The sequence below is a fragment of the Marinobacter sp. DUT-3 genome (assembly GCF_050379435.1).
Lineage (GTDB): Bacteria > Pseudomonadota > Gammaproteobacteria > Pseudomonadales > Oleiphilaceae > Marinobacter.
Genome location: NZ_JBNRMG010000001.1, coordinates 230,711 through 252,826, shown reverse-complemented (window position 1 = coordinate 252,826; position 22,116 = coordinate 230,711). Strand labels below are relative to the sequence as shown.

Annotated in this window: 23 protein-coding genes and 2 tRNA genes; 9 read left to right on the top strand and 16 right to left on the bottom strand. The window is 57.6% G+C overall.

Annotation, left to right across the window (positions count from 1 at the left end):
- Positions 1–48 precede the first annotated feature (48 nt).
- Together ACQUWM_RS01185 and ACQUWM_RS01180 are read left to right on the top strand one after the other, a co-directional pair.
- Positions 49–1,086, top strand: coding sequence for a response regulator (locus ACQUWM_RS01185; protein WP_428920907.1), 1,038 nt, complete (start codon positions 49–51; stop codon positions 1,084–1,086).
- A 101-nt stretch (positions 1,087–1,187) separates the two neighbouring features.
- Positions 1,188–2,039: a 6-carboxytetrahydropterin synthase gene (locus tag ACQUWM_RS01180; RefSeq protein WP_428920906.1), complete on the top strand. Its 852-nt coding sequence runs from the start codon at positions 1,188–1,190 to the stop codon at positions 2,037–2,039.
- Between the two features lie 107 nt (positions 2,040–2,146).
- Here ACQUWM_RS01180 and ACQUWM_RS01175 read toward each other — a convergent pair.
- From ACQUWM_RS01175 to gltX, 3 genes are all read right to left on the bottom strand, one after another.
- Positions 2,147–2,222, bottom strand: a tRNA-Glu gene (locus ACQUWM_RS01175).
- Positions 2,223–2,229: 7 nt separating this feature from the next.
- A tRNA-Ala gene (locus ACQUWM_RS01170) sits at positions 2,230–2,305 on the bottom strand.
- 112 nt (positions 2,306–2,417) lie between these two features.
- Complete coding sequence (gene gltX, locus ACQUWM_RS01165; protein WP_407001114.1) at positions 2,418–3,902, bottom strand: glutamate--tRNA ligase; 1,485 nt, start codon at positions 3,900–3,902, stop codon at positions 2,418–2,420.
- Between the two features lie 153 nt (positions 3,903–4,055).
- Between gltX and ACQUWM_RS01160 the strand changes: the two genes are divergently transcribed.
- Positions 4,056–5,030 (top strand): zinc ABC transporter substrate-binding protein, encoded by a 975-nt coding sequence (locus ACQUWM_RS01160; RefSeq protein ID WP_428920905.1) that lies wholly within the window; start codon positions 4,056–4,058, stop codon positions 5,028–5,030.
- Here ACQUWM_RS01160 and ACQUWM_RS01155 read toward each other — a convergent pair.
- The 5 genes from ACQUWM_RS01155 to ACQUWM_RS01135 all read right to left on the bottom strand — a co-directional run bounded on the left by ACQUWM_RS01155 (position 5,010) and on the right by ACQUWM_RS01135 (position 8,881).
- The gene (locus ACQUWM_RS01155; protein ID WP_407001112.1) at positions 5,010–5,924 is read right to left on the bottom strand and encodes an AEC family transporter; all 915 of its coding nucleotides are present in this window, start codon (positions 5,922–5,924) and stop codon (positions 5,010–5,012) included. The two genes, ACQUWM_RS01160 and ACQUWM_RS01155, sit on opposite strands and share 21 nt — an antisense overlap.
- An 82-nt stretch (positions 5,925–6,006) precedes the next feature.
- Positions 6,007–6,777 carry an SDR family oxidoreductase gene (locus ACQUWM_RS01150; RefSeq protein ID WP_407001111.1) on the bottom strand — a complete coding sequence of 257 codons (771 nt, stop codon included), beginning with the start codon at positions 6,775–6,777 and terminating at the stop codon, positions 6,007–6,009.
- 28 nt (positions 6,778–6,805) lie between these two features.
- A complete protein-coding gene (locus ACQUWM_RS01145; RefSeq protein ID WP_428920904.1) occupies positions 6,806–7,390 on the bottom strand; it encodes a bacteriohemerythrin in 585 nt (194 codons plus the stop codon).
- A 130-nt stretch (positions 7,391–7,520) separates the two neighbouring features.
- The gene (locus ACQUWM_RS01140; RefSeq protein WP_407001109.1) at positions 7,521–7,928 is read right to left on the bottom strand and encodes an MAPEG family protein; all 408 of its coding nucleotides are present in this window, start codon (positions 7,926–7,928) and stop codon (positions 7,521–7,523) included.
- An 80-nt stretch (positions 7,929–8,008) separates the two neighbouring features.
- Positions 8,009–8,881 (bottom strand): metal-dependent hydrolase, encoded by an 873-nt coding sequence (locus tag ACQUWM_RS01135; protein ID WP_428920903.1) that lies wholly within the window; start codon positions 8,879–8,881, stop codon positions 8,009–8,011.
- A 109-nt stretch (positions 8,882–8,990) separates the two neighbouring features.
- Between ACQUWM_RS01135 and ACQUWM_RS01130 the strand changes: the two genes are divergently transcribed.
- The 6 genes from ACQUWM_RS01130 to ACQUWM_RS01105 all read left to right on the top strand — a co-directional run bounded on the left by ACQUWM_RS01130 (position 8,991) and on the right by ACQUWM_RS01105 (position 14,739).
- Positions 8,991–10,064, top strand: a complete 1,074-nt coding sequence (locus tag ACQUWM_RS01130; RefSeq protein WP_428920902.1) for an AraC family transcriptional regulator — start codon at positions 8,991–8,993, stop codon at positions 10,062–10,064.
- A 185-nt stretch (positions 10,065–10,249) separates the two neighbouring features.
- A complete protein-coding gene (gene dusA, locus ACQUWM_RS01125; RefSeq protein ID WP_407001149.1) occupies positions 10,250–11,263 on the top strand; it encodes a tRNA dihydrouridine(20/20a) synthase DusA in 1,014 nt (337 codons plus the stop codon).
- Positions 11,264–11,351: 88 nt separating this feature from the next.
- A complete protein-coding gene (gene tal / locus ACQUWM_RS01120) occupies positions 11,352–12,317 on the top strand; it encodes a transaldolase (protein ID WP_428920901.1) in 966 nt (321 codons plus the stop codon).
- A gap of 33 nt (positions 12,318–12,350) precedes the next feature.
- Entirely contained in the window at positions 12,351–12,797 is a 447-nt protein-coding gene (locus ACQUWM_RS01115; protein ID WP_407001105.1) for a TerB family tellurite resistance protein, read from the top strand.
- A 17-nt stretch (positions 12,798–12,814) separates the two neighbouring features.
- On the top strand, positions 12,815–13,942 hold the full coding sequence (locus ACQUWM_RS01110; protein ID WP_428920900.1) for a 3-deoxy-7-phosphoheptulonate synthase: 1,128 nt from the start codon (positions 12,815–12,817) through the stop codon (positions 13,940–13,942).
- A complete protein-coding gene (locus ACQUWM_RS01105; protein ID WP_428920899.1) occupies positions 13,939–14,739 on the top strand; it encodes a glycerophosphodiester phosphodiesterase in 801 nt (266 codons plus the stop codon). The genes ACQUWM_RS01110 and ACQUWM_RS01105 overlap by 4 nt, the downstream gene beginning before the upstream one ends.
- 64 nt (positions 14,740–14,803) lie before the next feature.
- On the opposite strand, the gene sthA is transcribed toward ACQUWM_RS01105, so the two are convergent.
- Genes sthA through ACQUWM_RS01065 form a run of 8 tightly spaced genes read right to left on the bottom strand, consistent with a single transcriptional unit; the run spans position 14,804 to position 22,113 of the window.
- Complete coding sequence (gene sthA / locus ACQUWM_RS01100) at positions 14,804–16,195, bottom strand: Si-specific NAD(P)(+) transhydrogenase (protein ID WP_407001102.1); 1,392 nt, start codon at positions 16,193–16,195, stop codon at positions 14,804–14,806.
- 58 nt (positions 16,196–16,253) lie between these two features.
- Positions 16,254–16,502, bottom strand: coding sequence for a (Na+)-NQR maturation NqrM (nqrM, locus tag ACQUWM_RS01095; RefSeq protein ID WP_428920898.1), 249 nt, complete (start codon positions 16,500–16,502; stop codon positions 16,254–16,256).
- 10 nt (positions 16,503–16,512) lie between these two features.
- The gene (locus tag ACQUWM_RS01090; protein ID WP_428920897.1) at positions 16,513–17,562 is read right to left on the bottom strand and encodes an FAD:protein FMN transferase; all 1,050 of its coding nucleotides are present in this window, start codon (positions 17,560–17,562) and stop codon (positions 16,513–16,515) included.
- A gap of 9 nt (positions 17,563–17,571) precedes the next feature.
- A complete protein-coding gene (gene nqrF, locus ACQUWM_RS01085; RefSeq protein WP_428920896.1) occupies positions 17,572–18,798 on the bottom strand; it encodes an NADH:ubiquinone reductase (Na(+)-transporting) subunit F in 1,227 nt (408 codons plus the stop codon).
- A 37-nt stretch (positions 18,799–18,835) separates the two neighbouring features.
- Entirely contained in the window at positions 18,836–19,444 is a 609-nt protein-coding gene (nqrE, locus tag ACQUWM_RS01080; protein ID WP_406984787.1) for an NADH:ubiquinone reductase (Na(+)-transporting) subunit E, read from the bottom strand.
- Positions 19,444–20,109, bottom strand: a complete 666-nt coding sequence (locus tag ACQUWM_RS01075; RefSeq protein ID WP_428920895.1) for an NADH:ubiquinone reductase (Na(+)-transporting) subunit D — start codon at positions 20,107–20,109, stop codon at positions 19,444–19,446. The genes nqrE and ACQUWM_RS01075 overlap by 1 nt, the downstream gene beginning before the upstream one ends.
- A gap of 2 nt (positions 20,110–20,111) precedes the next feature.
- A complete protein-coding gene (locus tag ACQUWM_RS01070; RefSeq protein WP_428920894.1) occupies positions 20,112–20,915 on the bottom strand; it encodes a Na(+)-translocating NADH-quinone reductase subunit C in 804 nt (267 codons plus the stop codon).
- Positions 20,908–22,113, bottom strand: a complete 1,206-nt coding sequence (locus ACQUWM_RS01065; protein ID WP_428920893.1) for an NADH:ubiquinone reductase (Na(+)-transporting) subunit B — start codon at positions 22,111–22,113, stop codon at positions 20,908–20,910. Before ACQUWM_RS01065 ends, ACQUWM_RS01070 begins: the two co-directional genes overlap by 8 nt.
- Between the last annotated feature and the right edge of the window lie 3 nt (positions 22,114–22,116).

The following is a 22,116-nucleotide window of genomic DNA, read 5'->3' as shown; positions in this document are numbered from 1 at the left end:
CACCGGCCCGATAATGAACGCATAGCTGTAACAGGTTGAGGTTGTGACATGGCGATCAAGAACGCACTCCTGGTAGACGACTCTAAGGTGGCGAGGTTTGCCCTGAGCAAATTGCTGGAAAACCATGAATTGAAAGTCAACATGGCCAGCTCCGCAGAAGAGGCTCTGGACTTTCTCAATAGCCATAACCACCCGGACGTGATCTTCATGGATCACCTGATGCCCGGCATGAATGGCGTGGAAGCCACCAAGGCCATCAAGGGCAACCCGGAGACCGCGGGCATTCCCGTCATCATGTGTACGTCCCGGAAATCCCCCTCTTTTATGGAGGAAGCCCGTAATTTCGGCATCTACAACATCCTCACCAAACCGCCTCACACCGAGGGACTGACCCTGGTCCTGGAGCAGCTGACGAGTGATGTCTCCAACGGTACCCTGCCCGAGCCCCCGCAGCCGACGGTCACATCGCCGGAGCCAGCAGAAGAACCACCGACACCAGTGAACGGAACAGCAAACCTTCCTGAGGACGGGGATCTGGCGGAGCAAGTTGCCCGCTCGACAATCAAAACCCACATCAACAACCGCCTGCACGAACTGCTGAGCGATCTGTTTGATGAACAGTTCGATCATCTGAAACGAGCCCTGGACGAAGCCGGCAAAAAGCAGGCAGCCACCGTTGACGAGAAACTTGGAGCGCTGGCCGACCTGGTGGAAGAACGCACCCGCAACCTGCGGGATGAAGTGGCCGCCGAGGTCAACCTCAACTTGGGGCGGGAACTGGCGGAACTGCGCATGGATCTGTCGCGCACCAACGGTTTTACTGGCAACCACATGGCCGAACTCAAGGACCACATTACCAGCGTACAGACCATTGATACGGAATTCTGGCAAACCCTGCAGTCTGAGGCCATACAGCAGGCTCACGAGATCTCACGGGAAACAGCGGAAGACATTGCCCAGCGCACCATTGATCTGTACGTGGCCCGGCAGCACTCTTCCACATCGAAATTCTACACCGTTGGCCTGACCATCAGCCTCAGTATTTTCACAGTCGGGATCGCCTGGTTGTCGGGTCTGTTTGGCTGAGGCGCTTCCACCGCGCCTGCCGCAATGAAAAGGCTGATAGGTTCCGGGGATTTTTGGTAGAATCCGCCCATCAATCAACCTCATCCTTTTCGGACTTCCCGATGAATCACCTGTTTGTGGACAACCTCACCGTTATTGATTTCGCTTACCTGGACCCGAATCGCGGCCTGGTGGGGGAAAGCTGGATTGCCGATGTGGTCCTCGGCGGCGAGCTGGACGAACAGGGCATGGTGTTCGACTTCAGCAACGTGAAGCGCACCATCAAGCGGGTGATCGACGAGCGCGTGGACCACCGCCTGGTGGTTCCCCGTGGCTATGATGGCCTGGCCTGGACCGAGGAAGAACCCGATACCTTTACCTGGACGCTGACGGACGGCTCGCGGATTGTGCATCGCTCACCGGATGAAGCCGTCGTCTGGCTGTCCTCGGAGCGGGTTTTGCCCTCGGCCGTGGCCGCACTGCTGGAGCGGGAGTTGATGGCCGTATTGCCGGGCAACGTCACCAATGTTGAGGTCCACCTGCGCGAGGATGTGATCGAAGGGCCCTATTACCATTATGTCCACGGCCTGAAGAAGCATCTGGGCAACTGCCAGCGCATCGCCCATGGTCACCGCTCCCCTATCCGCATTGATCGCAATGGTCACCGTGATTATGAACTGGAAAAGCGTTGGGCGACGCTGTGGCGGGATATCTACGTGGGTTCGGAAGAGGACGTGACCCAGCGGTGGGTGGCCGAGGACGGCGTTACCTACGTGACCTTTGAGTATGAGGCCAACCAGGGCGAATTCGCGCTGACGCTGCCGGAGCGAAGGGTTTATATGCTAGCGACAGACACCACCGTGGAATTGATCGCCGCGCATATGGCGGATCAGCTCAAGGCGGAGTTTCCGGAAGAATCCATTCGAGTGAAGGCTTACGAAGGGGTTGGCAAGGGAGCTATTGCTTCACGCTAACTCCCTTCTCGCCAGACCTTGGCACTCACTTTTCTTCAGACACAAAAAAACCGCCCGAAGGCGGTTTTTTTGATGGCTTTCCGGTGGACTAAACCGTCAAGCCGCATTGGCGTCCCCTAGGGGGTTCGAACCCCTGTTGCCGCCGTGAAAGGGCGGAGTCCTAGGCCACTAGACGAAGGGGACTAGAAATTGGTGGAGCCAAGCGGGATCGAACCGCTGACCTCAACACTGCCAGTGTTGCGCTCTCCCAGCTGAGCTATGGCCCCTCAACGGCTGCGTATATTAAGGATCCGCCCTATGGGCGTCAACCTCTTTTCTTCAATTTTTTCAGTTTTCTGAACTTCCCTGTTCATTCCGTTCATTTCTTCACCAAAGCGGTTATTCCGCGAGCAATGCGGCGTATTCTTTTTCCACTCGCTTGGTTTCTTTCTTTGAAAAGCCACCCAATACTCCCAGGGCGTGACGCAACCGTGAACGGGTCATGTCCGGTCCGAGCAATGCCATGGAGTCCATCACCGACCAGGAATTGGGCGTGCCGGCAATGGCCACGAAGATGGAGAACATGAAATCGCCCATTTTCAGGTCCATAGCCTTGGCCAGGGCTTTGATGTCGGCGAAGATGTTGTCCTTGCTCCAGTGGCGCTGGGCTTCGAGCTTCCACAGGGTGAACTGGAGCACTCGCTTGATCTGGGCTTCTTCCAGTTTGTTGTGGGTAAAGTCCTCCGGTTTGAGATTGAGCATGCCGGAGAACATGAACGCTGCCATCGGTGCAACATCGGAGAATACTTCCGCCCTGCCCTTGATGTGCGGGATCAGCGCGCGCAGTGCGTCTTCGTTGAACCACCAGTTGCGCATCTTCTCCACGAACTGATCGTCGCTCAGGTCCTCACGCAGCCACAGGCCGTTCAGCCAGCGCAGTTTTTCCACATCGAACACCGGACCACCCAGGGATACCCGCTGGATGTCGAAGTTCTCGACCATCTCGTCCAGGGTGAACTTTTCCCGCTCATCGGGCATGGACCAGCCCATACGACCGAGGTAGTTGGTGACCGCTTCCGGCAGGAAGCCCATACGCTCGTAGAAATTGATGCTGGTGGGATTCTTGCGCTTGGACAGCTTGCTCTTGTCCGGGTTACGCAGCAGCGGCAGGTGGCACAGCTCCGGCATATCCCAGCCGAAGTACTGGTACAGAAGCTTGTGCTTGGGCGCAGAATTGATCCATTCCTCACCCCGCAACACATGGGTGATGCCCATCAGGTGATCGTCCACCACGTTGGCCAGGTGATAGGTGGGCATGCCGTCGGATTTCAGCAGGATCTGGCAGTCCACCTGGGACCAATCGATCTCAATGGTGCCACGCAGCATGTCGCGGATTTCACACACGCCCTCATCCGGCACTTTCATCCGGATCACATAGGGATCGCCAGCGTCCAGGCGACGCTTCACTTCTTCCTCCGGCAATTCAAGATTACCCTTGATACCGGGGTTCAGGCCCTGGGCCTTGCGCTCTTCGCGGATGGCTTCCAGTTCTTCCGGAGTGCGGAAACAGTAGAACGCATGGCCAGCGGTCACCAGATCCAATGCGTATTGACGATAGGAATCCTTGCGCTCGGACTGGCGATACGGCCCGTGTGGCCCGCCGACATCCGGGCCCTCGTCCCACTCCATACCTAGCCAGCGCAGGGCACGCAGGATGTCCTGCTCGGACTCGTCGGTGCTGCGGGCCTGGTCGGTATCTTCAATACGCAAGATGAACTGGCCGCCATGCTGACGGGCAAAGCACAGGTTGAACAGGGCCACGAAGGCGGTACCAACGTGTGGATCACCGGTGGGTGACGGAGCAATTCGGGTACGTACGGTCATGTAACGATCCTGATAGATAAGTGGCCGACTGGAAAGCCACGCATTATAACGGCCCAGAACGGATTTCGCATGATTGGAGCGACCCGATCTTTAATCAGCAGCTCGCTTGTTATATTATAACGTTCCAATCCTGTTTCAGAGCACGACACCATCATGCCTAACAAATCACAAGCCAGCGCCGCGGTGCTGGGACTGGCAGCGCTGCTGAGCCCGCTTTCAGCACTGGCCGCCACCAACGTCGTTACCTCCATCAAACCGGTGGAACTTCTGGTCAAAGCCGTCGCACCGGACGATGTCGAAGTCACCAGCCTGGTCCCGGCAGGCTCCAGCCCCCACAACTACACTATGCGCCCGTCACAGCGCCGGGCGCTGGAGAATTCCGATGTCATCTTCTGGGTTGGCCCGGAAATGGAAACGTTCCTGTCCCGCCTGCTGGGTGGTGAAGAATTCAGGGAACGCACAGTGTCGCTGATACACGGCGATGACGTACCCCGGGCCGACGACACTGACCTGCACCATGATGACCACGGCGACGATCATCATGACGACCACGGCGACCACGATGAACCTGGCCACGACGCACACGGCCATGACCATGGCGCAGGTGAAGACCCTCACATCTGGCTGGATCCGGTACTGGCCCTGGAAATGGCAAAAGACATCCACAAGGCGCTGTCACAACTGGAAGACGCCAACACAAAGGCCCTGGATGCAAACCTGGCGCGATTCGAAAGGACGCTCCTAGAGGCTGAAGAAGACATTCAACACCGCCTTGAGCCACTGGCCAACATCAGCCTGTTCGCCTATCACGACGCTTTCACGCGATACGCCGGGCACTTCAACCTGAAGCTGGACGGTATTCTCACCCTGAACCCCGAACTGTCTCCGGGCGCCCGGCACATTGCCGAAGTTCAGGACAAACTGCGCAAGGCCAATCAGCCCTGCCTGCTGACCGAACCCCAGTTCAACCGCCAGTGGTGGCGTTCCATCACCCAGGGCCTGGACATTACGTTCAGCACCTGGGATCCGCTGGCCACCGAGATTGAATCCGACCGGGACGGCTACGTGAACTTTCTTCAGGGTATCGCCGACAACGCGCTGACGTGCCTACCAGAGAATGCCCAGTAACAACGGAATCGTGATCATGGCCAGCAACGTCTGGCCACTGATGATGCCGGCCATCAGGGGCGCGTCACCACCGAGCTGGCGCGCCAGTATGTAGGACGAAGTTGCGGTGGGCAGCGCCGCCAGCAACACCGCCACCTGCACCAGCATACCGTCCAGCCCCAACAATAGCGCCAGCCCGGCGGTAATCAGCGGAAACGCTACCAGCTTGGCCACCGACGACACCAGGAACGGCATCGACGCGCCCCGCAACGCCTTCAGTTGCAACCCCGCCCCTACCGTCATCAGCCCCATGGGCAACGCCAGATCGCTCAACGGCGCCAGAATACCGGCAATCAGCGGGTGGAACCCGATCTGGAAATAGCTCCAGATCACACCAATAACCGACCCCACAATCAGCGGGTTGGTCACTATCGCTTTCAACACCGGCCGCAACCGCAGTGGCCCCTGGCCCGCCGCCAGCGAGAACATCAGAATGCACAGCAGATTGAGCAACGGCACCTTGACCGCCACGGCAATGGCAATCAGCGATAGCCCGTCGTCGCCCAGCAGCATGCCGGCCGCCGCCAGCCCCACGTAAGAATTGAAACGGATACCGCCCTGAAAAACGGAAGAGAACACCGGTCCTGGCCAGCGCCAGAACCACTGCAGCAACGTCAGCACCAGTGTCATCACCAGCAGCATGGCCACTATCAAAAGCAGGATGTCGCCATAGGCGGAGGCGGGCAAGCGGGCCTGGCCCAGTTTATAGACCAGCATGGCGGGAAACAGCGCGTAGTAGGTGAAGCGCTCCGCCTGCATCCAGAAGCCTTCACCGGGGAAGTTCCAGCGGCGGAACAGGTGCCCCATCACAATCAGCGCAAACACAGGCACCAGCGCCTGAACCATTACCGGCATGTTGAATTTCTCCCGAACCCCACTCTCACAAGGCCCGAAAGGATAACAAAGTTAGCAGGCTAGCGTCTTGATAAGGTCTGCCTTATTTGCGCCACAGCCTGCGCAGCACACCACGGGTGACCGACGCGGGTGCGGATTTGGCAATGGGCCACAACGCGCGGAACTGCATCGAGATTGGCCGGTGCAGGCGCGGCTGCTCCACCTGCGCCCAAACCTGGGCGGCCACCACATCCGGCGTCAGATTCACGCCAAGACGCTCGAACAGCCGCGAGCCCTGCTCGTTCTGCTGAACCATGCCGGTATTCACAAACGGCGGCATCAGATCGCACACACGAATACCGTGGGGCTCCCATTCAATATCCAACGCCTCCGTCATCGCCCGGACCGCGTGCTTGCTGGCCGAATAGGAGGCAAAATCCGGAATCCCGTAGGCGGCAGACGCCGAACTCATATTCACCACCTGGGCATCCGGCGTCGCCTTCAGGTACGGAAAAGCGGCGTGCAACACCGTCATCAGCCCGATCACATTGACCTCAATAATGGCCCGATGCGCCGCCATACCGATCTCCTCGAACGGCCCCACCTTCAGAATGCCGGCATTGTTGTGCAGCAACCGCAGTTGTCCGTTGGTGCGCTCGGCAAAATCCGCCAGCCCCTGCTTCACCGATGCCTCATCCACCACATCCATCACATGGGTACTGCAGCGGTCCTCACCCAGCTCGTGCCGCAGCGAGGCCAACGCCGACTCGTCCCGGTCTGCTGCCCCGACAAACCAGCCTTTGGAAGCAAACAGAAGCGCGGTTTCGCGGCCGATGCCAGCGGCGGCGCCGGTGATGAAGATGCATTCTTTCACGGGAAGTCCTTGGAGTTATTGTGTTTCATTAGGGCCTGCCGCGGTGAGCCTCCCTGATTGACCGGGCAACTCGGGCCGACAAGCCCGCGTACTTTTCCAACAATGCTGATACGGTGGCCGACACTTGGCCGCTCAACTGATCATCCACCGCACGCCTTGCCTCAACCAGAGTGCTGCCGCGTTTCAGCTCCAGCACAGTCAGCGCCATACGCCGATCAGATTCAAGAATATGGAAAGCCAGCCACCTGGCAAGATAGTCGAAAATGTCCGCAAGCACCTGCTCTTCACGGGCCTTACTGCCCCTGAAAATCTGAATCTGCGCAAAAAAGAGTTGGTGGCTGTCGTGATGATTCCGGACTGCGTCCCCGGTACCCAGACCCTCACGCCAGATAGCTTCTTCGGACTTGAAGTGAAACGCCGCGTAAGCAAGCAACTCATCAAGGATGTGTTCGCAATCCACCCTGGCGTCACCGGAGACAAAATGTTGGGCCAGCCGATTCAGAATGTCGACCAGCACCCGGTGTTGCTGATCAATCTCATCGATTCCGGTCTCAAAATTCCGGTTCCAGGGGAACGGTTCGAGAGTAGCGGAGCCCGTCTCATGATCCGGCATGGTGAAGCCCTCCCCGGCTGGGCGCGTCATTGCAACCAGCATATCAGGGAGGCCACAGGAGAGCCTTGTCCAAGATCAAGGCGGGGAGACACACCCGCTTAGTCCGAAAGCCGGGCAGGCCCCATCTCTATCAACCGAGAAGCAAGCCGTACACCATCACCAGCACCAGCACGATCTGGATCAGGAAGAACGTCGCCCGCAGCAGTATCTGTACAAATGACGTGCCGCTGATATGTACCAGGCTTTGAGCCATTCGTGCATAAAGAACAAACGCCGCCAGAGTGTTGACCACGTCCAGACGATCCATCAGGCCGGCGACGACGACAACCGATGCAAACACCGCGAAATTCTCGATACAGTTCAGGTGCGCGGCCTTGGCGCGCTGCAGAATAGGCGCATCACTCGGCTGCTTGTTGCGCTCCCAGCTGTCGATGGGTTTTGCACCGGTCAAGGCCTGGGGCACTCGGGGAGTGGCGTAGATCAGCGCCAGAATCAGCATCCATCCGGCGTACAACAAAACAGCGGTATAAGCGGTCATTCATTCTTCCTTATTATTGAATTAAAACAGGCATTGCCCGTTGGTGTCTTGCACTCATCATGACATGTAATCGCTGCCGGTCAGCTTGGCTCTCCGAGCCATTTTGCCTTGGCTTTCTCAACCAGCGTGCGGGCATCGTGATTCCACGGATGAAATCCCGGGCTATAGAACTTGAGATAGGATGGCAGAAGTTTGCGAAACACCCCGGGCTTACCCCACATATAGTTCAGGGCGCCGGCCCAGGACTTCAGATTGCCCAACTGGCCGTCTTCCTTCATCAATTGCACCAAATGGATACTGGTAAACACCGGGAAAATCACACTCACAATCAGCATTTCCTGCAGCCGCACGCTCTCACGACCACCAACGGCCTTGAACACATCAAAAGCCACCGCCTTGTGTTCGGATTCCTCAATGGCGTGCCAGGCCCAGATCTTTGCCATGCGCGGGTCCATTTCTTCCAGCGCGTCATACTTCAACAGGAATTCTTCCGCCATCAGCGCGGTGAAATGCTCAACCGCCACGGTGTGGGCCAGTTGCCGTTCGGGGCTGAAGTTCTTACGCATCCAGTCCATGAACGCCTGAATTTCGGCCTCCAGCCGGCCGAGACCGACGCCCCGCTCTTCCAGAAAGCCGTTCAGCAACTTGTGCTCCCGGGAGTGATGCGCCTCCTGACCAATAAATCCGCGCACGGCTTTTTTCAATTCCGGATCGGTGATGCGGTCCTGGTAATGGCGTACCGAATCGATAAAGAAGGTCTCCCCCGGCGGAAACCCGGAGGACAACGCTGCCAGTAACAGGGTTTTGACCGGATCGTTGTCCCACCAGTATTTGGGCACATCCCCTGCCAGGTCGATATTCGGGCGGCGCACCTGGGGAATCACGCTCAGGGGTGGTTTGGCGAGCTTACGTTTCTGTGAACGAATAGCTTTGAGGTTAACGACTGAAGTCATCGACAGTCTCCGGTATGGGGGATTTCTTGTAATCTGGCCCATAGAGTACTGGTCAGATGGATACCTCCGTGAGATGTTTGGCGGACAAAGCACTTGTCATTGGTGGCCAATGTTCGACGGATCTCCACAGACCATCACAGCTTCAGAGATGCCCGGCTGGACCCGGCAGCCCAACCAGCCCGTGACCTATCCCCGCATGTTTGTCGCGTCGGCGGTGGAACTTGGCGCAAACCACAGCGGGATCCTTCAGCGCGCAGGTGTGTCGGCTGAGATTCTGGACGACCCCGCAGGGCGGATCTCATACCTGCAAACCCTGCAGCTTTTCGAGGCGGTTCACGCCGCGATTGACGACACCGCCCTGGGCTTCGATACCGGCCTACGCTTACCACTGACCGCCCACGGCAACCTGGGATACGCATTGATGTGTGCCCCCACCCCACGTGAGGCCATTTCAATTCTGGAGCGGTTCTGGCACTTACGCGGGCGCGGCACACTGATGACAGTGAGAGAATCGGAAACCGATCTGTTCTTTGAGATCGAACCGGAAGTGCCCATCCCGGTTCCACTCCGGGAAATGATGTTCAGTTCCATTCTGACCAGCATGATTCGGGGCATGGAGTTCGTGTTGCCCATGCTGCCCAATGAGCGAGAAATCTGGTTATGCGGACCGGAACCCGGGGGTTATAGCAGCCGACAGCTGCAAGTGCCTGGCGTGAGGTTCAATATGCCCCGTGCTGGCGTGGTTCTGGGCGGTGACAGATCCTGGCTGGACCAGCCATTACCAACCGCCAACCCGGAAGGGTTGGCCCAGGCGCTGGCGCAATGTGAACGGGAAAGCGCGCTCACAGAGATCGATAACGACATTGCCCGCCAGGTCCGCGCCCATTTGGTGCTGGGCCAGAATGGCTACCCCGCCCCCGAGCAGCTGGCTGCCAATCTGTGCCTGACAACAAGGACATTGCGCCGACGGCTGCATGAGCGGGGCCTGAGTTATAAGCAGCTGCTGGATGATGTCCGGCGGCGGGACAGTTGCCATCTGCTAGCGACTTCCGATCTGGAGATTCAGAGTGTTAGTGAGCTGCTTGGTTTTGCGGATCCTGCGAATTTTACCCGGGCTTTCAAGAGTTGGACGGGATTGGCTCCGCGAATGTGGCGACGCAATAATTCTCAGCTTCGACGCTAGCTCACCGCCTTGAGCCACCAGAAACATTTCGCAAAAGCCTTACGGCCAGCGGGTTCGCTTTCCTGATACAATAATCCCCGTTTTCAATTGCTCCGTAGATCACAACAGCAGATGACGGATAGATTCAGATTGGGCAGTCAATGACCGCAAACAGCACAACAGGCAACGTCGACCATTCACCGGCAATGAGTGTAAGCACCGGATCAGAGCCCTCCCGGAAGTTCTGCGTGGCGCCAATGATGGACTGGACTACCAGCCACTACCGCTACCTGGCGCGCCAGCTCAGCCGCCACACCCTGCTCTACACGGAAATGGTCACCACCGGTGCGTTGATTCACGGCGATACCGCACGGTTTCTGCGTCATGACGAGGCGGAGTATCCGCTGGCGCTGCAGCTTGGCGGCAGTGATGCCGGTGAGCTGGCCCATTGTGCGAAGCTGGCGGAGCGGTACGGGTTTGATGAGGTGAACCTGAATGTGGGCTGCCCCAGTGATAGGGTGCAGAACAATATGATCGGTGCCTGTCTGATGGGGCACCCGGACAAGGTGGCCGAGGGCGTGCGGGCGATGATCGACGCCACGGGCCTGCCGGTGACGGTCAAGCACCGCATCGGGATTGACGGGCGGGAGTCCTGGGATGATCTGTGCGAGTTTGTTGAGAAGGTCGCGGCCGCCGGTTGCCGTACGTTTATCGTCCATGCCCGCATTGCCATTCTTGAGGGCCTGAGCCCTAAGGAAAACCGGGACATTCCGCCGCTGAAATACGACTGGGTGTATCGCCTGAAGGCCAAATACCCGGAGTTGGAGATCATCATCAACGGCGGCATCAAGACCTTTGAGGAGTGCCACCAGCACCTGGAGCACACGGATGGCGTGATGCTGGGCCGAGAGGCGTACCACAACCCGTGGCTGCTCGCCGGTGTAGACCCGGAATTCTTCGGCAAAGCGACACCGGTGCAAAGCCGCCATGATGCCCTGCGTGCCATGCTTCCCTTTATCCAGAGTGAACTGGAGCGGGGCGTGTTCCTTACGCACATGTCACGTCACCTGCTGGGACTGTTCCATGGGCAGCCCGGCGGTCGGCAGTTCCGCCGCTACATCAGCGAGAACGCCCATAAACCCGGGGCCGGGCTGGAGGTCATCCAGGAAGCCCTGGCGAAGGTGAAGGAGCCATCGGAGCCAGTAATAGCGACGGCTTAATCGGGTCTATACGTTTTGTTGTCTTGTTCCTGTCAGACCAGCCCGTTATTGTAGGGAAAACAATTCAGACAGGACGACAGGACGACGAATGACCAGCAAGCTTGAACAACTGAAAGCCATGACCACGGTGGTTGCCGATACCGGTGACCTGGATGCCATCGCCCAGTGGCGCCCCGAGGACGCCACCACCAACCCCTCCCTGCTGCTGAAAGCTGCTGCGTCAGACGCCTATCGCCCTATGCTGGACAAGGCCGTTGCCATGGCAAGCCAGCAAGGCGGCTCTGACGCCGAGCAACTGGGCTACGCCACGGATGCCCTGGCCGTGCTGGCCGGACGCGAGATTCTGGAACTGATTCCCGGCGTGGTCTCCACCGAGGTGGACGCCCGCCTGTCTTTCGATACCGACGCCACTCTGGCCCGGGCTCGCAGGCTCGTCGACCTGTACCGGGAGCAAGGTGTGGACACCAGCCGGGTGCTGATCAAGATCGCTTCCACCTGGGAAGGTATTCGCGCGGCGGAGCAGTTGGAGAAAGAAGGCATCCATTGCAACCTGACGCTGCTGTTCTCGTTTGTGCAGGCGGCGGCCTGTGCCGATGCCGGGGCTTTCCTGATTTCACCGTTCGTGGGTCGTATCCTGGACTGGCACCTGGCCCACAGCGGTCGGGACAGCTTCCCGGCAGCGGAAGATCCCGGCGTCCAGTCTGTGTCCCGCATCTATAATTACTACAAGGCCAACGGTTTCAAGACCGTGGTGATGGGCGCCAGCTTCCGCAATCTCGGTGAAATCGAGATGCTGGCCGGCTGTGACCGCCTGACCATCAGCCCTGCCCTGTTGCAGGAGCTGAAAGATGATACCGCGCCGCTGTCGCGCCAGTTGTCACCGGCCACTGCCTCCAGCTCCGATGGGTTCGGTGCGATGGATGAACATCTGTTCCGCTGGGAATCCAACGAAGACGCCATGGCGACCGAGAAGCTGGCTGAAGGCATTCGCCGCTTTGCCGCAGACCAGATCGAGCTGGAAGGTCGTGTCAGGCAACTGGCAAAAGCGGCGTAACGGTCGTAAATATACAGGAGAACCCTTCAGGTCATGATCGAACGTCTGAAGCAATTATTTGCCCCTACCGAGGCAACCCGTGAAGCACCGGACCCGCACTCTCTGGCCGTCGCTGCCACAGCGCTGATGGTCCAGCTCTCGCGCATTGATAACAATGAGGATGAGCGGGAACTGCAGACCATTGTGGATTGCGCCGTCAATGCCCATGAGGTTACCCGTGAAGAAGCCGAGGACATCCTGCAGGATGCCCTCAGCCACGCGGATGACGCCACGTCACTGTATGAGTTTACCGGCCAGATCAATGAACACCTGGACCAGACCGCCAAGCAGAGCCTGCTGGAGAGCATCTGGCGGGTGGCATTTGCCGATGGCCGGATCGACAAATACGAGGAACATCTCATTCGCCGCATGGCCGATTTGCTGCATCTTAATCACCGCGAATACATGCAGGCTCGCCATCGTGCGGAAGGCGCGGACTGACTGTTAAAGGAGTCAACATGCTAGCCATTCTCCACCCCGATACGCCACTGGACAGCGACGCCTACCGGCAGACCATGCATTTCCTGGAGAACCTGCCGGGCGTCTCGGTTCGGGTTCATGAGGTTCAGGGCGCCAGCCAGCGGCTGACGGAAATCTACCTGCTGGGTGACACCAAGTCTCTCGACAAGGAAGAGATTGAAGCCCTGCCGGCGGTGGAGCGGGCTATCCGGATTTCCGATGACTACCGTATTCTGGGCCGCCACCGCGATGACAGACGCCAAAGCGGCTTTACCTACAACGATGTGGAATTCAGTCAGTCCAACCTGAACATATTCGCCGGGCTGTGTGCGGTTGACGTGCCCGAACACGTAGAGATGATGATGCAGGCGCTGGAAGATCATGGCGAGGTCTGCACCCGCATGGGCGCCTACAAGCCGCGTACCAACCCCTACTCCTTCCAGGGGCATGGCAAGGGCTGTCTGCCCTGGGTGTTCGAAAAGGCGGGAAAACATGGCATCAAAGTCATCGCCATGGAGATCACCCACGAGAGCCATATCGAAGAGATAGACACCTGCCTCGAGAAACTGGGCCGCCCCACCGGCGTGATGCTTCAGGTGGGTACCCGTAATACCCAGAACTTTGAGCTGCTGAAAGCCATTGGCCGCCAGAGTACCTACCCGGTGCTGCTGAAACGAGGCTTTGGTATCACTCTGAACGAGTCCCTGAATGCCGCCGAATACCTGGCCAGCGAGGGCAACGCCAACGTTATTTTCTGCTTGCGGGGCATGAAAACCGAGGCGGGCCAGCCCCACCGTAACATGGTGGATTTCGCCCATGTGCCGGCGGTTAAGCGGCTGACGCGTATGCCGGTGTGTGTAGACCCGTCCCATTCCGTGGGCAGCCGTGAGAAAGCGCCGGACGGCGTTCTGGATGTCATGCACGCAACGGCTCAGGGCGTCATTGCCGGCGCCAACATGGTGCTGGTGGACTTCCACCCGAAACCGGAGAAAGCCCTGGTGGACGGTCCACAGGCGCTGCTGATGAACGAATTGCCCGCTTACCTGGAAGATATCCGCCTGTGTCACGACACCTGGAAAAAACGCCAGGCCATTTATCAACGTCTTAAGGAATCAGCAACAGAATGATTGTCTACGGACACCGTGGGGCCAAGGGAGAAGCCCCGGAAAATACACTGGCCGGATTTTCCCACGCCTACCGGCACGGCATCCGCCATTTCGAACTGGACCTGGTGTTGTCAAAAGACGGCAAGCCGGTGATCATCCATGACCTGACGGTTGACCGCACCACCGGTCAGAAAGGCGCCGTGACCAGCTTCACCAGTGAGGAACTGGCAGCGATGGATGCGAGAAAGGGCGCAACCCCATCCTGGTCCAGAAAGGTCGGCATACCGGCCCTGGAAACACTGCTGGACGCATTCGCGGATCTGGAGCACCTGCAGCTGGAGGTCAAGAAAGACAACCGTCAGCGGCTGAACGTATTGTGCAACCGCCTGACTGAGATCATCCAGCGCAGAAACCTTTACCAGCGGGTCACCGTGACCTCGTCAGATGTCTGGTTCCTGCAGCAAATCCGGCGGCGGGACAAGAATATCACCATTGGCCTTGTAGCCGAGCGCAAATTCCCGCGCCCGATCAACGTCGCCTCACGGCTGCACTGCGAGTTCCTGTGTGTAAATTGGAAGATCTGTTCGAAATCCCTGGTGGACGACGCCCATCGTCGCGGCATGCATGTGTCAGCCTGGACCGTCAACCGGATCCACGACATGCTGGAACTGGAGCAGCAGGGGGTCGACAGCATCATTTCCGACTTCCCCACCAGTACCCGCATGTACTTTGACAATCGCGCCCGCTCCCTGATCAGCCTGCCCCGGGGAAATGCCACGGAGAACAAGTCGGAAGACGCCGCCGTATCCACGAGCTGACATCACAGGCACAAAAAAACCGGGGTGCGGATAGCCGCAGCCCGGTTCCCGTCAGCCACACCGATCAGAAGATCCGGTTCAATCCGTTCAATGCCGCTACCCGGTAGGCTTCCGCCATGGTCGGGTAGTTGAACGTGGTATTGATGAAATAGTTCAGGGAATTGGCTTCCCCTTCCTGGTTCATGATGGCCTGGCCGATGTGCACGATCTCCGCCGCCTGGTCTCCAAAGCAGTGAATGCCGAGAATCTCGCGGGTCTCGCGGTGGAACAGGATCTTCAGCATACCCACGGCTTCGCGGGTGATCTGGGCGCGGGCCAGATCCTTGAAGAACGCCTGACCCACTTCATAGGGCACCTTGGCTTCGGTCAGCTCGCGCTCGGTCTTGCCCACGGAACTGATCTCGGGAATGGTGTAGATACCGGTCGGCACGTCCGATACGAAGCGGAAGAATTCGTCGTGCAGGATATCGGACGACGCTGAGCGGCCCTGATCGTAGGCGGCGCTGGCCAGACTGGGCCAGCCGATCACATCGCCAGCGGCATAGATGGTATCCACTTCGGTACGGTAATGTTCGTCCACCGCCAACTGGCCACGGCCGTTGGGCACCAACCCGACGTTATCCAGGCCAAGTTTTTCGGTGTTCCCGCTGCGGCCATTGCACCACAGGAAGGCATCGGCACGGATTTTCTTGCCGGATTTCAACGACAGCACCACACCATGATCATCGCCATCAACCGATTCGTATTCCTCGTTGTGACGAACCAGCACGCCGTTATTACGCAGGTGATAGCTCAGAGCATCAGAAATCTCGTCATCCAGGAACGTCAGCAGACGGCTACCGGGGTTGATGAGGTCAACCTTCACACCCAGGCCGGCAAAAATGGACGCGTATTCCGAGCCGATTACACCGGCACCGTAGATAATCAGGGTACGGGGAGTATGGGACAGGTTCAGGATGGTGTCCGAGTTGTAGATCCGGTGGTGGCGGAAATTCACATCCGGCGGCAGGTATGGCCGGGACCCGGTGGCAACAATGGCCTGTTTGAAGTGCAGGGTCTCAACTGACTTGTTACCGCGGACTTCGATGCGGTGCTTGTCCAGAAATGACGCACGGCCAGTGATCAGATCTACCCGATTACGGGCGTAAAACTGGGTTCGCAGGTTAACCTGCTTATCGATCACCTTCTGGGCATTCTGCAACACCCGTGGAAAAGAGAACCAGCGGGGCTCACCGATATCCCGGAACATCTGGTTGGTATTGAAGGTGATGATCTGTTTGACCGAATGGCGCAGCGCCTTGGAAGGGATGGTGCCCCAGTGGGTGCAGTTACCGCCAACCGTGGGCTTGTCTTCGATGATCGCGACACGTTTGCCGTGTTTCGTCGCATTCATCGCTGCGCCTTCTCCGGAAGGGCCAGCGCCGATAACGACGACGTCGTAATGATGTTCTGCCATGCGTGCAGTGACTCCTTATCTACGTCGTTAAAATGTGTTCTTATTTATTGGTGCGGGATCAGCGATCACCGGTTTTGCTAGCGTCGTAGCTCAGCTCATCCGCCGTCTTGCCCTCATTGGCAAGGCGCTCGTTTTCCTCTTCACACTTCTGCGTATTCCCGCCACATATGTCACAGGACTTGCTGATACCCAGGGCACCAATGCCGCCGCAGGTACCGCTGATCGGCTTGCGGCCGAAAATCACACCGATCGACATGGCTGCCACCAGCATGGAAACAATCAGTAAAACCAACAGAAAGGTACCCATAAGCCCTCCCCTAATCTGCCAGGTACGCGGTAAATGCGGGCGTGTAGTGAGTCTCAAACCCGTTATCACCTCGTACGATGAAGTAAGCCGCCATGTTTTCACGGGTGGCCAGTGCCTGTGCCCGCTCATAGCCCATGACGTTGAAACCGGTCGCCAGCGCATCCGCCAGCATGGTGTTCTCGGCAATCACTGTGACGGAAGCAAGTTTGTGCCGAATTGGCTTACCGGTCTCAGGATCTATTGTATGCGAATAACGCCGGCCTTCCGATTCGTAATAGTTACGATAATCACCGGAAGTCGCCATGGCCTGGCTATCCAGCGCCACCACACGATTAATCTGACGGCGCTCCGAAACGGGCTCCTCAATGGCCAGACGCCAGGCATCGCCGTTGGGTTTGCGGCCATTGACACGAACTTCGCCGCCTATCTCCACCAGGTAAGCATCTATTCCCGCCTCCTCAAGATAGCGGGCAACCACATCCACCGCATAGCCCTTGGCAATCGCCGACAGATCGATGTATTGAGGACGACGGGTCCGCAACGCTGGCGGATCTGCCCTCAATTCGATGTTCTCGTATCCGGTCTGGCCTAGCTTCGCCTTGAGTTCTTTATCGTCGGGGACTTTATCGGGCCGGGCATCGGGGCCGAACCCCCAAAGGTTGACCACCGGACCGATCGTGACATCAAACGCCCCTTCAGTGAGATCGGATACATCTGCCGCCACAGACAGCACTTCGTAGAGAGGTTCAGAGAGCTCAATCCATGCCGACTGGTCCTCCCGATGGTTAAGGCGGGAAAGCTCCGAATCCTCGCGCCAGGTCGACATGGAAGCGTCTACATCTTCCAGAACCTGTTCAATACCGCTTCCCAGATTCTCAAGGCGGGACTCATCCTCGGTCAATACGACGTTGATATGGTACTGGGTGCCAAACACCGGGCCGGCAATTTCCCAGATCTTTTCCTCAGACTCAAACGAACAACCCGCCAGGGCGGCAACAGCCAGCGCCCAGAAGACGCTGACCATTGCCACCCTGACGGGCCGAAACATGCAGGATGTCATGTGAGTAAACTACCCTCCGAAGTCATCCAGCATGATGTTCTCGTCCTCGACACCCAGATCCTTGAGCATCTTGATTACGGACGCGTTCATGATGGGGGGCCCACACATGTAGTACTCACAGTCTTCAGGGGCCGGATGGTCCTTCAGGTACTTATCATACAAGACGTTGTGGATAAACCCTGTCGGGCCTTCCCAGTTATCCTCCGGCAGCGCGTCGGACAGGGCTACGTGCCACTCGAAGTTGTCATTTTCCTCGGCCAGACCGTCAAAGTCTTCCACGTAGAACATCTCGCGGACGCTTCGCGCACCGTACCAGAAGCTGATCTTGCGCTTGGAGTTCAGGCGCTTGAGCTGGTCGAAAATGTGGGAACGCATCGGCGCCATACCGGCGCCACCGCCGATAAATACCATTTCGGCGTCGGTCTTCTTCGCAAAGAACTCACCAAACGGCCCCATGACCGTTACCCTGTCGCCCGGCTTCAGGTTGAACACGTAGCTGGACATGATGCCCGGCGGATAATCCGTGCCTGGAGGCGGCGTGGCGATACGGATGTTGAACTTGAGAACACCCTTCTCTTCCGGGTAGTTCGCCATGGAATAGGCGCGAATGGTCTCTTCCTTGTTGATCGCCTTGTAACGCCAGATGTCGTGCTTGTCCCAGTCTTCATGGAACTCTTCCTCGATATCGAAATCCTTGAAATCGATCTCGTAGGGAGGGCACTCCAGCTGCACGTAACCGCCAGCACGGAAGTCAACTTCCTCACCCTCAGGCAGCTTCAACACCAGTTCCTTGATGAAAGTGGCCACGTTGTGGTTCGAGACAACCTCGCACTCCCACTTCTTGACCCCGAAGAATTCCTCCGGAACTTCCACCTTCATATCCTGCTTGACAGGAACCTGGCAGGACAGGCGCCAGCCTTCTTTCTCTTCACGGTTGGTGAAGTGGGTCTTTTCCGTGGGCAGCATCGCGCCGCCACCGTCCAGAACCTTACACTTGCACTGGGCACAGGTGCCGCCACCGCCGCAGGCTGATGACAGGAAAATGCCGTTGTTTGCCAACGTTCCCAGGAGCTTACCACCGGCCTCAGTGGTCAGGGTGTGCTCCGGGTCGTCATTGACTTCGATAGTCACATCACCGGTGCTTACCAGCCTGGACCGTGCCGCGAGGATGACTGCGACAAGGGCCAGTACGATAACGGTGAACATGACCACGCCGAGAATAATTTCTGTACTCATGGTCTCGCCTTTTCGTTAAACCGAATCACCGGGTTGATTACAGTGAAATACCTGAGAATGACATGAAGCCTAGGGACATCAGACCAACCGTAATGAAGGTGATACCCAGGCCACGCAGCCCCTCGGGAACGTCGCTGTACTTGAGCTTCTCACGGATACCGGCCAGGGCCAGTATTGCCAGCGCCCAGCCAACACCTGCACCAAACCCGTACACCACGCTTTCACTAAAGGTATAGTCACGCTCGACCATAAACAGTGAGGCGCCCAGGATGGCGCAGTTCACTGTAATCAACGGCAGAAACACCCCCAATGCCGCATAGAGGGTCGGGATGTACTTATCCAGTATCATTTCCATGATCTGGATAAGTGCGGCGATGACACCGATATACGTAAGCAGGCCAAGAAAGCTCAGGTCAACATTCGGCAAACCTGCCCACGCCAGAGCGCCTTCACGGAGAATGCTGTTGTACAGCAGGTTGTTCACCGGGACCGTAATGGTAAGCACCACAACAACCGCGATACCCAGACCGGCGGCAGCCTCGATCTTCTTGGAGATCGCCAGGAACGTACACATGCCCAGGAAGAAGGCCAGCGCCATGTTCTCGACGAAGATGGCCTTCAGAATCAGACTGATATAATGTTCCATCAGAAGGCCTCCTTAACGGTATGGCGAGACATCTTGTAATCAGGCTCTTCAACCTGCTCCGGCTTCCAGGTGCGCAAGCCCCAGATGGCCAGGCCGATAATGAAGAACGCGCTCGGCGGCAGCAGCAACAGACCGTTTGGCACATACCAGCCACCTTCGTTCACCACCGGCATCAGGGACACACCAAACAGTGACCCGGCACCCAGAAGCTCACGGAAGAACGCAACGAAGATAAGCAGCACCGAGTAGCCCAAACCGTTACCAACGCCGTCCAGGAAGCTCAGCCACGGGCCATTCTTCATGGCGAAACCTTCCGCACGGCCCATCACGATACAGTTGGTGATGATCAGTCCAACAAATACCGACAGCTGCTTGGAGATTTCGTAGGCATAAGCCTTGAGTATCTGGTCGACCACAATAACCAGTGACGCGATGATGGTCATCTGGACGATGATCCGGATACTGCCCGGAATCTGGGCACGCACAAGAGAAACCGCCAGGTTGGAACAGGCTGTTACCGCGATAACCGCCATACACATAACCAGGGTTACGCTCATGCTGGTAGTTACCGCCAGCGCGGAACAGATACCAAGAATCTGCAACGCGATCGGGTTGTTACTGAAAATCGGTTCGAAGAGAACCTGTTTGGCTGAAGCGTCTGCCATGATCAGACCTCCCCTTCACGAAGTTTTTTCAGGAACGGTGCGTAGCCACGGTCACTCATCCAGTAGTTAACCAGCTGCTGCACACCGCGGCTCGTCAGGGTCGCACCGGAGAGCGCATCAACCTTATGCTCCTTGTCAGCAGCATCGGCGCTTACGCCACCTTTAACCAGGCGGATCTGAGGCTCTTCCAGCTCATCGCCGTAGACTTCCTTACCAACCCACTGACTTTTCCAGCGGGGGTTGTCCACTTCGCCACCAAGACCCGGTGTTTCAGCGTGGGAATAGAAGCCCAGCCCTTCAATGGTGTTGGCGTCGCCTTCCAGGGAAACAAAACCGTACAGGGTGGACCACAGGCCGTACCCGTGGACCGGCAGAACCACACGTACCAGTTCGCCGTTTTCAGAGAGCGTGTAAATTTTGGCCACGTTCGGGCGGCGCTTGATACCTGCCTTGTCTTCCGACGATGGAATGTTGATGGACATGGCAGGATCGGACGCGGCTTTGTACATATCGTACTTCATCGGATCCTCTACCCCGACCTCGGAGGGTTCGACATAGTCACCACTGTCCAGGTCCAGCAAACGCACGTCAAAACGGGAGAAATCCTCCTCAATTTCGTCGGCGCTCGCACCTTCCTTCAACATACCGGCAGCCGCCAGGATGTTGGTTTTGATATCCAGATTCTGGTTCTTGATCTGTGCCGGTCTGAGAGACACCGCGGCGGTGGAAACCACAACCGAGAAGACAATACTCAGTACCAGGGCAACAAGCAGCGTTCTGGAGACAGTTTCTTTAGCTTTAGCCACGAGCGAGCCTCCGTTTGATGTTGGCCTGAACCACGTAGTGATCCATCAACGGTGCGAACAGGTTGGCGAACAGGATGGCGAGCATGATGCCTTCCGGGAACGCCGGGTTAACAACGCGAATCAGCACGGTCATCACGCCGACCAGAATACCGAAACACCAGCGACCGGTGTTGGTCATGGCTGCAGACACGGGGTCGGTTGCCATGAACATCATACCAAAGGCAAAACCGCCCATGACAAGGTGCCAGTGCGCCGGTACATCAAACATCGGATTGGTGTCGGAACCGATGATGTTCAATAGTAGTGTCATGGCAATCATGCCGATGAGAACGCCCCCAACGATGCGGTAAGACGCAATCTTCATGATCAGCAGGATGATGCCGCCAATCAGAACCGCCAGGGTGGAGGTTTCGCCCACGGAGCCCTGAATGGTGCCCATGAACGCGGACATCCAGCCAATCTGCTCCTGCAGGGCTTCCAGACCGCCACTGGCGGCCCAGCTCAATGCGGTAGCGCCACTGAAGCCATCGACAGCCGTCCATACGGTATCACCGGAGATTTGTGCCGGGTATGCGAAGTACAGGAACGCACGACCGGTGAGCGCCGGGTTGAGGAAGTTCTTGCCGGTACCGCCAAATACTTCCTTACCGATCACCACACCGAAGGTGATACCCAAAGCCACCTGCCACAACGGAAGATCCGGCGGGCAGATCAGCGCAAACAACACGGAGGTCACGAAGAAGCCTTCGTTGACTTCGTGGCGGCGAACGGTGGCAAACAGTACTTCCCAGAAACCACCTACAACGAAGGTCACGAGGTAAATGGGCAGGAAGTACGCCATACCGTAGACGAAATTATCCCAGATACTGGCAGCATCGTTACCGGCCAGGGCGCTGATAAACGCAGTACGCAGGCCACCGTCACCCATCAGGGCATCCGGATTTTCAGCGAGGAAGCTGTTGGCCTGGAAGCCAATATTCCACATACCGAAGAACATGGCCGGGAAGGTACACAACCACACGGTGATCATGATGCGCTTCAGATCAACGCCGTCACGAACGTGAGCCGTGGTGGAGGTTACACTGCCAGGCGTGTAGAAAATGGTATCGACGGCTTCGTAAAGCGCGTACCAGCGCTCGTACTTGCCACCTTTTTCAAAGTGATGCTCGATGCCATCGAGAAACTGTCGGATTGCCATCGT